At 60.7% G+C, this 11,895-nt stretch carries 11 protein-coding genes and 1 tRNA gene; 8 read left to right on the top strand and 4 right to left on the bottom strand.

The genetic code is table 11. From position 1 onward, the window contains the following. Positions 1-28 precede the first annotated feature (28 nt). The 3 genes from galE to G9X68_RS06225 all read left to right on the top strand — a co-directional run bounded on the left by galE (position 29) and on the right by G9X68_RS06225 (position 4,250). Positions 29-1,063, top strand: coding sequence for a UDP-glucose 4-epimerase GalE (gene galE, locus G9X68_RS06235; protein WP_171601670.1), 1,035 nt, complete (start codon positions 29-31; stop codon positions 1,061-1,063). Positions 1,064-1,153: 90 nt separating this feature from the next. After that, complete coding sequence (locus tag G9X68_RS06230; RefSeq protein WP_171601669.1) at positions 1,154-3,115, top strand: putative bifunctional diguanylate cyclase/phosphodiesterase; 1,962 nt, start codon at positions 1,154-1,156, stop codon at positions 3,113-3,115. Positions 3,116-3,197: 82 nt separating this feature from the next. Then, a complete protein-coding gene (locus G9X68_RS06225; protein ID WP_171601668.1) occupies positions 3,198-4,250 on the top strand; it encodes an enoyl-CoA hydratase/isomerase family protein in 1,053 nt (350 codons plus the stop codon). Positions 4,251-4,262: 12 nt separating this feature from the next. Here the strand turns inward: G9X68_RS06225 and G9X68_RS06220 are convergent, their stop codons facing one another. After that, positions 4,263-6,323 (bottom strand): ATP-dependent helicase, encoded by a 2,061-nt coding sequence (locus G9X68_RS06220; protein ID WP_171601667.1) that lies wholly within the window; start codon positions 6,321-6,323, stop codon positions 4,263-4,265. 107 nt (positions 6,324-6,430) lie between these two features. Beyond that, positions 6,431-6,706: a hypothetical protein gene (locus G9X68_RS06215; RefSeq protein ID WP_171601666.1), complete on the bottom strand. Its 276-nt coding sequence runs from the start codon at positions 6,704-6,706 to the stop codon at positions 6,431-6,433. 177 nt (positions 6,707-6,883) lie between these two features. Here G9X68_RS06215 and G9X68_RS06210 point away from each other — a divergent pair, with 177 nt between their 5' ends. Together G9X68_RS06210 and G9X68_RS06205 are read left to right on the top strand one after the other, a co-directional pair. Then, positions 6,884-7,144, top strand: a complete 261-nt coding sequence (locus G9X68_RS06210; protein WP_171601665.1) for a BON domain-containing protein — start codon at positions 6,884-6,886, stop codon at positions 7,142-7,144. Positions 7,145-7,259: 115 nt separating this feature from the next. Next, positions 7,260-7,520: a hypothetical protein gene (locus G9X68_RS06205; protein WP_171601664.1), complete on the top strand. Its 261-nt coding sequence runs from the start codon at positions 7,260-7,262 to the stop codon at positions 7,518-7,520. Positions 7,521-7,758: 238 nt separating this feature from the next. On the opposite strand, the gene G9X68_RS06200 is transcribed toward G9X68_RS06205, so the two are convergent. Further along, positions 7,759-8,001: a DUF982 domain-containing protein gene (locus G9X68_RS06200; protein ID WP_171601663.1), complete on the bottom strand. Its 243-nt coding sequence runs from the start codon at positions 7,999-8,001 to the stop codon at positions 7,759-7,761. A gap of 842 nt (positions 8,002-8,843) precedes the next feature. On the opposite strand from G9X68_RS06200, the gene G9X68_RS06195 reads away from it, so the two are divergent. Next, complete coding sequence (locus tag G9X68_RS06195; RefSeq protein WP_171601662.1) at positions 8,844-9,809, top strand: DUF4062 domain-containing protein; 966 nt, start codon at positions 8,844-8,846, stop codon at positions 9,807-9,809. A 248-nt stretch (positions 9,810-10,057) separates the two neighbouring features. Here G9X68_RS06195 and G9X68_RS06190 read toward each other — a convergent pair. After that, positions 10,058-10,132: transfer RNA gene (locus G9X68_RS06190), tRNA-Thr, on the bottom strand. Between the two features lie 154 nt (positions 10,133-10,286). Between G9X68_RS06190 and G9X68_RS06185 the strand changes: the two genes are divergently transcribed. Both G9X68_RS06185 and murA read left to right on the top strand, forming a co-directional pair. Further along, entirely contained in the window at positions 10,287-10,481 is a 195-nt protein-coding gene (locus tag G9X68_RS06185) for a hypothetical protein (protein WP_138388150.1), read from the top strand. Positions 10,482-10,588: 107 nt separating this feature from the next. Continuing rightward, positions 10,589-11,881: a UDP-N-acetylglucosamine 1-carboxyvinyltransferase gene (gene murA, locus G9X68_RS06180; RefSeq protein ID WP_171601661.1), complete on the top strand. Its 1,293-nt coding sequence runs from the start codon at positions 10,589-10,591 to the stop codon at positions 11,879-11,881. Positions 11,882-11,895 lie beyond the last annotated feature (14 nt).

The raw sequence follows: 11,895 nt of genomic DNA, 5'->3' as shown, positions 1-11,895 counted from the left end.
CAAAAAACGAAAGCAGGGATGGCGGGACATGGCGGTTTTGGTGACGGGCGGGGCCGGATATATCGGCAGTCACATGGTTTGGGCGCTGCTCGATGCGGGCGAGGATGTGGTCGTGCTCGACCGCCTCTCCACAGGCTTTCGCTGGGCCGTGGCGCCGGCGGCGCGTTTCTATCTCGGCGACGTTGCCGATCCCGACATATTGAAAAAGGTCTTCATCGAAAACGACATCGAGGCGATCATCCATTTCGCCGGCTCCGCCGTCGTCCCGGTCTCGGTCGCAGATCCGCTCTCTTATTACGACAACAATTCCGGCAAAACCCGGGCGCTGCTGAGCGCTTCGGTCAAGGCCGGTATCCGCAACTTCGTCTTCTCTTCGACGGCGGCCGTCTACGGCCAGCAAAAGACCGACCTGCCGGTGAAGGAGACGGCCCCCCTCAATCCGGAAAATCCTTACGGCCAGTCGAAGCTGATGACCGAATTCATGCTGCGCGATGCCGCCGCCGCTTATGACTTTAACTATGTCGCGCTTCGCTATTTCAACGTCGCCGGCGCCGACCCGCACCACCGCGCCGGCCAGTCGACCTCAGGCGCCACGCACCTCATCAAGGTCGCCTGCGAGGCAGCGCTCGGCAGGCGCGACAGCGTCCATGTCTACGGCATCGACTATCCCACCCACGACGGCACCGGCGTGCGCGACTACATCCATGTCAGCGATCTCACGGATGCACATCTGAAAGCGCTGCAGCACCTGCGCAGGAACAAGGGCTCGCTGGTTGCCAATTGCGGTTATGGCAGCGGTTATTCCGTGCTCGACGTGTTGAACATGGTCACCCGACTGCACGGCCATTCCTTCAAGATCCACATGGCGCCGCGCCGCGCCGGCGATTCGGCAAGCGTCGTCGCGGACGCTTCGCTCGCAAGGCAGGTGCTCGACTGGAAGCCCAGATACGATTCGCTGGAAACCATCGTCCAGAGCTCGCTCGATTGGGAACTGTTCCTGTCGAACAAGAACGTCGACGACCTGCACAGCATCCACCGGGCACTCGCCGCCGCGTCGTTCTGAGCGACCGACCTGCCGGTTCCTGCATGACACGACTTGAATAAGGAAAAATCAAGCTTTCTCTGGCGGGCTCTGGCTGACGGAAAGGAGAAGATGAAGAACTTTCTGGCCTCATTGCAGCTGCAAAAAGACAACCCGACACTTCTGACGGCGCAGTTCCGAGCCCTGTCGTCGCAGATCCCCATTCTCTATGTCCTCTTGATCATCAACGCCCTTGCGGTGGCGATCACCCATCTCAAATCCGCGCCCCTTTGGCTCTCGCTCTACATTCCCGTGGTCTTGAGCGTCGTCTGTGTCTTCCGTCTCTGCTGGTGGGAGATCCGCGGCAAGGAAAACGTCACCGCCGAGCGTGCCTACAGGTTGATGAAGGTGACGATATCGGGGGCTGGCATCCTGGCCGTCGCCTTCGGTAGCTGGGCGATCGCGCTTTACCAATATGGCGATGCTTCCCAGCAGGGTCAGATCGCCTATTTCCTCGTGGTGACTGGGATTTCTTGCATCTTTTGCCTGATGCACCTGCCGATGGCGGCAGCGCTGACCACGGTCATCACCTTCTCGGCCATGGTCGCGACCTTCTTGTTCTCGGGCAATCCCGTTTTCGTCGCGACGGCCATTAGCGGCCTCTTCCTGATCCTGCCCTTCCTCAGTGTGATCAACAGCTACTTCCAGAATTTCGTCGGTCTCGTGCAATTGACCGAGGAGCTGAAGCAGAAGCAGGCGGAAGCCGAGGAGCTGAACCTCGTCAACAGCCGCAACGCGCTGCATGACCAGCTGACCGGCCTTGCCAATCGCCGCAGCTTCTTTCTCTCGCTGGAAAAACGGCTGCAGAAGAATCCCTCCTCGCCGCCCGTCCTCGGCATTCTCGACCTCGACGGCTTCAAGCCGGTCAACGACGTCTTCGGCCATGCCGCCGGCGATCTCGTGCTCAAGGAGACGGCCCGCCGCTTTGTCGCGCTGGTCGGCGAAGAGGGCATCGTCTCCCGTCTCGGCGGCGATGAGTTCGGGATCATCTTCCCCTGTTCGATGACGCGGCAGGCGATCGCCGATCTCGGCCAGGCGCTCTGTGCTGCCGTCCGCGACCCTTTCGAAATCCCCGACGGCTCGGTCCGCGTCTTCGGCTCCTGCGGCATCGTCTATCCCGATATCGGCACATACACCGCCGAAGATCTCTACGAGAAAGCGGACTTCGCTCTTTACCAGGTCAAGAGCAAGCGCAGCAGCGGCGTCGAATTCTTTTCAGCCGAGCACGAGAAGATCCTGACGCAGCGCCACCTGATCGAACTCGAACTGCAGGCGAATGATTTCGCCAAGGAATTGAAACTCGATTATCAGCCGATCGTCGACTTGAGGAGCGGCCGCGTCGTCGCTTACGAGGCGCTCGCCCGCTGGGACAGCGCCCGCTTCGGCCGCATCAGTCCCGAAGCCTTCATTCCCGCTGCCGAGCGCACGGCGGTTATCGGCCGCATGACCCGCATCCTCTTCGCCAAGGCGCTCGAAGCGCTGGCGATCATTCCACGGCATCTGAGCCTGTCTTTCAATCTCTCGGCGCGCGATATTTGCGACCACGAGACCTCGATGGCGCTGCTTGCCATGATCACCCGCTCCGGCATCGATCCGAAGCGCATCGAGTTCGAGATTACCGAGACCGCATTGCTCTCCGATTTCGACACCGCCGATCAGGTGATATCAATGCTGCGCGCTGCCGGCATCTCGATCGCGCTTGACGATTTCGGCACCGGCTATTCGAGCCTCAGCCATATTCATCGTCTCGGCTTTGACAAGCTGAAGATCGACAAATCCTTCGTGATGAATTTCGATCGCGACGCCCGCTGCATGAACATCACCCGCTCGGTCGCCAATCTCTGCCAGAATCTCGGCATTGCCTCCGTCGCCGAAGGCGTCGAAAGCGAAGAGATCGCCGAGGGATTGAAGGCGATGGGCGTTCGTCTGGCGCAGGGCTATCATTTCTCGCGGCCGCTGCCGCTGGAACTTGCCATCGATTACGCCGCCCGGTGCGAGGCCTCAGCCTCCGCCCGTAATTCGCTGTCTGCCTGAACCCAATCTCCGACCGGTCTTAAATCGACTGGAGCGAAGCTACGTCGTCGTCTATTCATGGTCTCAACAGATGAGGTGAACCATGCAAGACGGCGAAGTCATCATTGAGCGGCTGGGGACTGTTGCTATCATCCGCCTCAACCGGCCGCGGGCACTGAACAGCCTGACGCTGCCGATGATCCGGGCGATCACCGAAGCCCTTCACGACTTTGCCCGAGATTCCGAGGTGGCAAGCGTCGTGGCGACGGGGGAGGGCCAACGCGGCTTCTGCGCCGGCGGCGATATCCGCGCCCTGCATGAGAGCGCCCGCGCCGGCGACGGTCTCGCGGCAAGCTTCTGGCGCGAGGAATTCCGCCTCAACCATATGATTGCCTCCTATCCCAAACCCTATGTCGCGCTGATGGACGGCATCACCATGGGCGGCGGCGTCGGCCTGTCGTCGCACGGCCGCCACCGCATCGTCACCGAGCGCACGCGCCTTGCCATGCCCGAAACCGGCATCGGCTATGTCCCGGATGTCGGGGCCACCTGGCTGCTGCCGCGCGCACCCGGCGAGACCGGAACATGGCTCGGTCTGACAGGGCTCGATATCGGTGCGGCCGATACAATCCACGCTCGCCTTGCCGATCTTCAGATCGCCTCGTCACGGCTTGACGAGGTGATCGATGCTCTCTCCGGCCTGCCGCGCGCCAGCTCATCCGGCGATGTCGATGCCGTGCTGCAGGCGCTTTCTGAGCCTCAGGGAGAAAGCCGGCTCAGGCAGAACGCGGCGGTAATCGATCGCGCATTCCGTTTCGACAGCGTCGAGGAGATCCTCGCAGCACTTGCCAATGAGGAGGGCGAATTCGCCTCCGAGACGCGCCGGGTGCTGCTGACGCGTTCACCAACCAGCCTGAAGCTCGCTTTGCGGCTGCTCAGAGCCGGCCGCGGCAGCGCCTCGCTCGCCGAATGCCTCGGCCGTGAACTCGGCGCCTGCCTGCAAATGCTTGATAATCCCGATTTCTTCGAGGGCATCCGCGCCGCCGTCATCGACAAGGACCGCAATCCGAAATGGTCGCCGGCCTCAGTCGAGGCTGTTGAAGCAGCAAGGATCGAGCATTTCCTGAAACCGGCCGAACCGCCGCTTTCACTCTGAACGCTATCCAGCCTATCGCCACATGCCGCGCATGCGGGCGCCGACATCGATGCGCACCTGCCGCGCCTGCTGCTGGGCGGCGCTGCCAGATTTCACCTGCGGCCAGCTGCAGGCTTCGAAGAACTGCAGCAGCGTTGCCGGAATGAAGCGGCTGCGTGAGGCATAGACGTGCCGGTCGCCCTGCGAGTTCTGCCCATAGGTGAAGAAGCGTTGCGGAACGACGAGGTCGAGACCATCCCGAGCGCGCGTCATGGCGACATAGAGCAGCCGGCGTTCCTCTTCGATTTCGGCGGTGGTGCCGACGGCGAGGTCGCTCGGTATGCATCCGTCGACGACATTCAGCATGAAGACCCTCGTCCATTCCTGGCCCTTGGCGGAATGGATGGTGGACAGGATGAGATAGTCTTCGTCGAGAAGCGGTACGCCCGCCTGGTCGCTGGTCGCATCCGGCGGATCGAGGGTGAGCTCGGTAAGAAAGCGCTCGCGTGAGGCATAACCGCTAGCGATCTGCTCGAGCTGCAACAAGTCGGCCTGTCGCGTCGCGGCATCCTCGTGCAGCCGTTCGAGATGCGGCGCGTACCATTCCCGTGCCAGGCCGATCTCTGCCGGCCAGCCGGCCTTGCCGGTCTTCAGCTCCTGCAGCATCGAAACGAACGTTGTCCAGTCCTCGCCGGAGCGCGGTGGCGCCGGCATGGCGCCAAGAGCAGTAATCGGGTTGGCATCCTCGGCCATCAGGTCGAGCGTCTTCTGCGCCGTCGACGGCCCGACGCCTGGCAGGATCTGCATCAGCCGGAAGCCCGCCACACGGTCGCGGGGGTTTTGCGCGAAGCGAAGGGCGGCCAGCATGTCCTTCACATGCGCGCTGTCGAGAAACTTCAGCCCGCCGAACTTGACGAAGGGAATGTTCCGCCGGGTCAGCTCGACTTCCAGCGGCCCGCTGTGATGCGAGGCACGGAAGAGCACGGCCTGCTGTTTGAGCGTGAGGCCTTCCTCGCGGTTGTCGAGCACCATGTCGGTGATGTAGCGCGCCTGCTCGGCCTCATCGCGCACCGTGACGAGGCGCGGCCGCTCGGACGATTGCCGCTCGGTCCAGAGGTTCTTGGTGAAGCGCTCCGAGGCGAGGTCGATGACGGCGTTGGCGGCGGCGAGGATCGGCTGCGTCGAGCGGTAGTTACGGTCGAGCGTGACGATATTGGCGGCCGGGCTGAAGGCGGCGGGAAAATCGAGGATGTTGCGCACCGTCGCGGCACGGAAGGAATAGATCGACTGGGCATCGTCGCCGACGACGGTCAACCCCTGGCCTTGGGGCTTCAGCGCCAGCAGGATCGAGGCCTGCAACCGGTTGGTGTCCTGATATTCGTCGACCAGCACATGGTCGAAACGGCTGCCGATATCCTCGGCAATCATTTCTTCGCCAACCATCTGCGCCCAGTAGAGCAGCAGATCGTCGTAATCGAGCACGTTCTGGCTCTGCTTGGCCTCGACATAACAGGCGAAAAGTTCGCGCAGCTGTTTCTCCCACGTCGCGCACCAGGGAAAGACGTCGCGCAATACGAGGTCGAGCGCGGTTTCCGAATTCACCGCCCTGGAATAGATGGCAAGGCAGGTGCCTTTTGTGGGAAAACGGCTTTCCGTCTTCGAGAAACCAAGGTCGTGCCGGATCAGGTTCATCAGATCGGCACTGTCTTCGCGGTCGTGGATGGTAAACCCAGGATCCAGACCGATCTGCTCCGCATAATCGCGCAGCAGCCGGGCACCGATGCCGTGGAAGGTGCCGGACCAGGAAAGCGCATCCGCCATCACGCCGGCATTCGAACCAAGCACATCGCGGCAGATGCGCTCGACACGCCGCGCCATCTCGGCGGCTGCCCGGCGCGAGAAGGTCATCAGCAGGATGCGGCGGGGATCGGCGCCCTTGACGATGAGATGGGCGACACGATGCGCCAAGGTATTCGTCTTGCCGGAGCCGGCGCCGGCAATGACCAGCAGCGGCCCGGCAATATGGTTGCCGTCGATGAGCGTGCCGTGCTCGACGGCCATGCGCTGCTGCGGATTGAGCTTTTCGAGATACATCCAGCCGTCCGGTCGGGCTCCCGCAGAATCACTGGGGAAAGATTAGATGTTCCTTGAATGTTCGCGATTGCCGCCTCTGTCAAGCGATCTGGCGCGCAAGCAACATCTCAGTCGGGGAAATCCGGGCCGATCTCGCGCCGCACCAGCTTCAGGCTGCGGTCGGCCTGAAGGATATAGGTTTCCTCCACGCGCTGTCCCGTCCCGTTGTAGAACTGGTTGTAGACGGCGCTGCCGACCGGCGACTTGCTGAGCTTCGTTCGCGGCTGGCCGCCATAGGTGATGCTGCCGGGAATGGGATCCAGCGCCGGGCTATCGGCCGAGGAACAGCCGGCAAGCCCGGCAAACAATCCTCCGGCAAACAAGGCAGGCAGAAGCGCTTTCATCGTCATCATCCCTCTTTCGACTGCAGCCAGATATGGAAGCGGCGGCACCTTTCGCCAAGGGTAGCCCATGCCACCGCACAGGTATCGCTGTCGAGCAGGCTCTTCTTTTCCGGGGGACGCAACGAATGCGTCGCTGCGGCGTTAACAGACATCAACCAACATCAGGAAACGTTCACGGTGCTCGGCTTTCCAGCATTCACGGGGCATGGCGAGCCCGGCCGGCAGGGCCACAGCGATGCCGCGACGCGCGCCTCGGTGGAGAGCACCCTTCATGCGGCCGCCGATATCGAAGCCGGCGAAATCACCGTCAGCATATCGGGCTCCTATGTCATCCTCGAAGGTTTCGTGCGGCGGCGGGGCGACGTCGAGCGGGCGATCGAGATCGCCGAGGGCGTCGTCGGGCGAGGCTATGTGCGTGCTCGCCTGCTGCGACGCTGAAGTCTTGAGAATGGGATGCTGCGCCGGTCTGGACGTTCATGTCTTTGCAACGCATGAAGGGAACCAAAACGCCCTCCCGCGGGTTGAAAGGCGGACCTAAACGCTGGAGAACCTCATGCAGTCGCTTCTTCGCATCTCTGCAATGACCGTGATAACAGGCGGTGTCTTTGCCGGCTCCGCCAATGCCTCGCTGGAAACCGGCACGAATTATTCCGCTTTGCCGAAGGACCAGATCGCCCTCAACGAATATACCGGGGCCGTCGCCTGCACACCGGTAGAGCCTCACTATCTCCCCTCCTTCATCCGCGCCTCGGATGGCACGATCATCGGTGTCGGCTATATCGAAGTGGAGAATGAGGGCGGCGCGGACTGCTGAGGCGTCCGCTTTGCTCGGACGAGGCTCGCCTGCGTTGCCGCAGAGGTGACGAGCCTCTAACCATCATCATGATGGCTGGTCGTCTTCTATTGATGCACCTGTACCAGGCGCAACGCCCTTTGCACCGAAACCCGGCACGCGCTTGTTGCAGGGTTAAACCAAAACTAAAGCATTGTCCTGTTCCGGCACGCTTGCGCGCCCAGAAGGCGAAAATCGCCCGAAATTCCTTGCCGAAGTGCTAATGCAGCTTCAGCTTCGCCTCTTCGGCGGCCGCCAGAAACTCGGCTCTTGCTTCTTCCACGCTCTTGCGCCCATCGAGCGCTGCCCGGCAGGCGCTGCGGGCCTTGATATAACGAAGCCCGCGCACATTCGGCCAGAGATCCGCCAGGCACTTCAGCGCATCGAACGGACCATTGACCGTTCGCGCATCGGCACCTTCGAAACCGACCTTGACCGGACTGTTCCATCTTTCAGTTGCCATCGATGCTCCTCCACGATTTTCGACAGAAACGAAGTGCAGCATCTCCCAGTTCCTCCGGGGAGACTTTGCGATAGTTAATACTCTAGCGTGATTTTTGCCGTCAGCAATGGTGGAATGCATTGCGGCTGGTGAGGCGAATTGTCTGCTTGTGAGATTCACGGAGCGACCGGGCTGGCGCGGCATCATCGCTACCATACTCACGAAGCTGAGGGCTCCTTAGGTCGAAATCTGATCCAGGCTGCTTTTCTCTGCGGGGCCTTGGTAATGCCGGTCCTCGCCCGCGGGGCAGAGCTGTCTGCTGAAGACGCTCTCCTGACGCGTCTCTCCATTGAAACCGTCCCAAGACTGCAACGGGAACATTTGCGGGCTAATCTTAGGGGGAAGGGACGCTGATCGATCTCGCTGGCGACTTCTGGTCAATGAATTTTGACCAGTGGTATATCGAAGGCATGGCCGACGGAACGCCTTCATGGCTTCGCTCGCGAGGTGAAAAGGCGGCGGTGACCAGAGAATCGATTGAACAGTGGCAGTTATCCCCGTTCATACCTTACTATCTCGAAGTAACGGAAATTCCTGATTGCGCTGACAGCACGGTGCTGCTTCCCACTTGTCGCTAACCTCATGTCGCGAGCCATCGCATGGCCTAGGGCTATCGGCAAGGTTCGATACATCGCCCTGCGCAGCTAACGATATTGATTCAACTCAATTTCCGCTTTCCGGTCCTGAATAGCACGTTACTTCGGGTCGTTGACAGCGCGTTAGCGATAGGCAACCCTCCTCCCCCTGACCTTAAGTCGATTACACGCCCCTCCCTCTCCTCCGCTGCATAAACGAGACGCACAATGGATGTCAGGTACCAGGTATTTGTAAGCTCAACCTTCGCCGACTTGGAGGCCGAGCGGCAAAACGTTATTCGCACCCTAATGGAGATGGATTGCATCCCGGCAGGCATGGAGCTTTTTCCGGCGATCGACGACGAGCAGTGGGAGTTTATCAAGAAAATAATCGACGATTGCGATTACTACATCCTGATTATGGGCGGACGATACGGATCAGTTACAGCGGACGGCATCAGTTTTACTGAAAAGGAGTATGACTATGCCCTCTCGAAGAACATTAAGGTCATCTGTCTTCTGCATGGAGACCCCAATAGCATTCCGGTCGGCAAAACAGACGCCAGTCCTGAACTTGCGGCGAAGCTAAAAGCTTTTCGGGATCGTGTCAGCGCAGGCAGACTGGTGCGCTTCTGGAAGTCTGCCGAGGAACTTCCAGGCATTGTCGCTCTCAGTTTGGCAAAGACAATAAAGACATATCCGGCTACCGGATGGGTTCGCGCCGACCGTGCGGCGTCGCGTGAAACCCTCGCAGAGATAAATGAATTACGAAAGGAAATCGGTAGGCTACGCGAGAGCGCTCCATTGTCGCGACGCGCGCTAGATGGCGTAAACATTGCCGGACTGGACGAGAACTTTGCTTTCACTGTCCGCATCAACGATAAAGAGGACAAGAAAATTTCAATGTCTTGGAAGCGGCTGTTTGGGCTGCTCGCTCCTGAAATTCAAACCCTTTCCCAAGGCTCCGCGATCCGCAAAGCTTTGATCGGTCTTGTCGCACCAATCGCCGACCATATTTACTCTAGGACGATTACTGACGAAGTGTTTTCAACAATCCGAATCCAACTAACCGCCCTTGGGCTGATTACGGTGAAAAAAAGAGCGATTGGGACCGGCCTCGATTGGGAACTAACGGATATTGGAGAGCAGATGATGTTTGAGAGCCGTGTGATCCCCTCCCAAGCATCCGAATAACCGGAACATTCATCGAGCGCAGCGTGGGAGCGTGTGCCGGCCGCCATTTGGCCCATGATCAAGCGCCAGCGTTTGTGCCTGGCAGCATCAATGTAGAGTGTCACGGCGCAGTTTCCCTGGAACGTTCGCGGAACAGCCTGCACGGATTATCTGTGCGTTTCGCGTTCCGTTCTGCGTTCTCAAGGTCAATTGCGCAGCGGATGAGGGCAGGCTTCCTGCTGTATCGTTCTGGTTTTGCTAGAGAAAACTGGTGCTGCCGAGTGGGATTGAACCACCGACCTCACCCTTACCAAGGGTGTGCTCTACCACTGAGCTACGGCAGCAGGACCAGACCGCGTGGAGCCGGGTGGCTCAATCGCGGGAACGGGGCGGCTATTGCCACAGCTTGAGGGCAAGCGCAAGCAGCAAATTCCAACTTCGCGTGGATTGGCATGCAAGGGCCTTTTGGATCGGCGCGAATTCGGCTAATTCTGTTCCATGAACGAAAAGACCGAAACCGGCCAGCAGAGCCGCAAAGAGGCGATCGAAGCGCAGGCAAAACTGCGCCGCGAGCGTGCCGCCGAAAAGCTCAGGGAAAATCTGGGGCGACGCAAACAGCAGGTCCGCGCCCGCCGTTCCGGCCAGGCCGATGAAACAAATGGGCTGCCCGCCGCAAAATTGGACGAATCGTAATGTTCCGTCCGTCGCGAATTGAAGCCTGTCGATAAATCCCCTAAACACCTCACTCCTTATTCCAAGGCAGAACTTTCAGGAAAGGCGGGCGCTGCCCGTAAGCGCACATGGATCGTATCAGAATCGTCGGCGGTAATGAGCTGAATGGCATCATTCCGATTTCCGGCGCCAAGAATGCCGCACTGCCGCTGATGATCGCCTCGCTTCTGACCAGCGATACGCTGACGCTCGAAAACGTGCCGCATCTGGCCGACGTCGAGCTGCTGATGCGCATCCTCGGCAATCACGGCGTCGACGTCGCCGTCAACGGCCGCCGCGAGCGCCAGGAAGATTCCTACGCCCGCACGATCCATTTCACCTGCCGCACCATCGTCGATACGACCGCATCCTATGAACTGGTCTCGAAGATGCGCGCCTCCTTCTGGGTCATCGGCCCGCTCTTGGCGCGCGAAGGCCATTGCCGCGTATCGCTGCCGGGCGGCTGTGCCATCGGCACGCGCCCGGTCGATCTCTTCATCGAGGGCCTGACGGCGCTCGGCGCGACCATGGAAATCGATGCCGGCTATATCAACGCCAAGGCGCCTGCCGGCGGCTTGATCGGCGCACGCTACACCTTCCCGAAGGTTTCCGTCGGCGCCACCCATGTGATGATGATGGCGGCAACCCTTGCCCGCGGCACGACGGTGATCGGCAATGCCGCCCGCGAGCCTGAGGTCGTCGATCTCGCCAACTGCCTGAACGCCATGGGCGCCAAGATATCGGGCGCGGGTACGGCGACGATCACCATCGAAGGCGTCACCTCGCTCTCCGGCGCCCGCCACCGTGTCCTGCCGGATCGCATCGAGACCGGCACCTATGCCATGGCAGTCGCCATGGCCGGCGGCGACGTCGTGCTCGAAAATACCGATGTGGCGCTGCTCGAAACCGCGGTGGAAACGCTACGCCGCGCCGGCGCGGAAATCTCCTCGACCAACAATGGCATGCGCATCAGGCGCAATGGCGCCGGCATCAAGCCGGTCGACATCGTCACCGATCCCTTCCCGGGCTTCCCGACCGATCTGCAGGCGCAGTTCATGGCGCTGATGACCCGTTCTTCCGGCGTCTCGCATGTCACCGAGACCATCTTCGAAAACCGTTTCATGCATGTGCAGGAGCTTGCCCGCCTCGGTGCCAGGATCTCGCTGTCCGGCCAAACGGCGAAGATCGAGGGTGTCGAGCGCCTGCGCGGCGCGCCCGTCATGGCGACCGATCTGCGCGCCTCCGTCTCGCTCGTCATCGCCGGCCTTGCCGCCGAGGGCGAAACCACGGTGTCGCGCGTCTATCACCTCGACCGCGGTTTCGAGCGGCTCGAGGAGAAACTGACCCGCTGCGGCGCCATTGTCGAGCGCATCAGCGAGTAAACGCGCCCTTATCC

The sequence above is a fragment of the Rhizobium changzhiense genome (genome assembly GCF_013087625.1).
Lineage (GTDB): Bacteria > Pseudomonadota > Alphaproteobacteria > Rhizobiales > Rhizobiaceae > Rhizobium > Rhizobium sophorae.
The sequence above is the reverse complement of the archived record's forward strand: the minus strand, read 5'-3'. Positions and strand labels throughout refer to the sequence as shown.

Bases quoted from the DNA above. Each gene is read 5' to 3' on its own strand.
- galE (WP_171601670.1), top strand. From the start codon at position 29: ATGGCGGTTTTGGTGACGGGCGGGGCCGGATATATCGGCAGTCACATG.
- G9X68_RS06230 (WP_171601669.1), top strand. From the start codon at position 1,154: ATGAAGAACTTTCTGGCCTCATTGCAGCTGCAAAAAGACAACCCGACA.
- G9X68_RS06225 (WP_171601668.1), top strand. From the start codon at position 3,198: ATGCAAGACGGCGAAGTCATCATTGAGCGGCTGGGGACTGTTGCTATC.
- G9X68_RS06220 (WP_171601667.1), bottom strand. From the start codon at position 6,323: ATGTATCTCGAAAAGCTCAATCCGCAGCAGCGCATGGCCGTCGAGCAC.
- G9X68_RS06215 (WP_171601666.1), bottom strand. From the start codon at position 6,706: ATGAAAGCGCTTCTGCCTGCCTTGTTTGCCGGAGGATTGTTTGCCGGG.
- G9X68_RS06205 (WP_171601664.1), top strand. From the start codon at position 7,260: ATGCAGTCGCTTCTTCGCATCTCTGCAATGACCGTGATAACAGGCGGT.
- G9X68_RS06200 (WP_171601663.1), bottom strand. From the start codon at position 8,001: ATGGCAACTGAAAGATGGAACAGTCCGGTCAAGGTCGGTTTCGAAGGT.
- G9X68_RS06195 (WP_171601662.1), top strand. From the start codon at position 8,844: ATGGATGTCAGGTACCAGGTATTTGTAAGCTCAACCTTCGCCGACTTG.
- G9X68_RS06185 (WP_138388150.1), top strand. From the start codon at position 10,287: ATGAACGAAAAGACCGAAACCGGCCAGCAGAGCCGCAAAGAGGCGATC.
- murA (WP_171601661.1), top strand. From the start codon at position 10,589: ATGGATCGTATCAGAATCGTCGGCGGTAATGAGCTGAATGGCATCATT.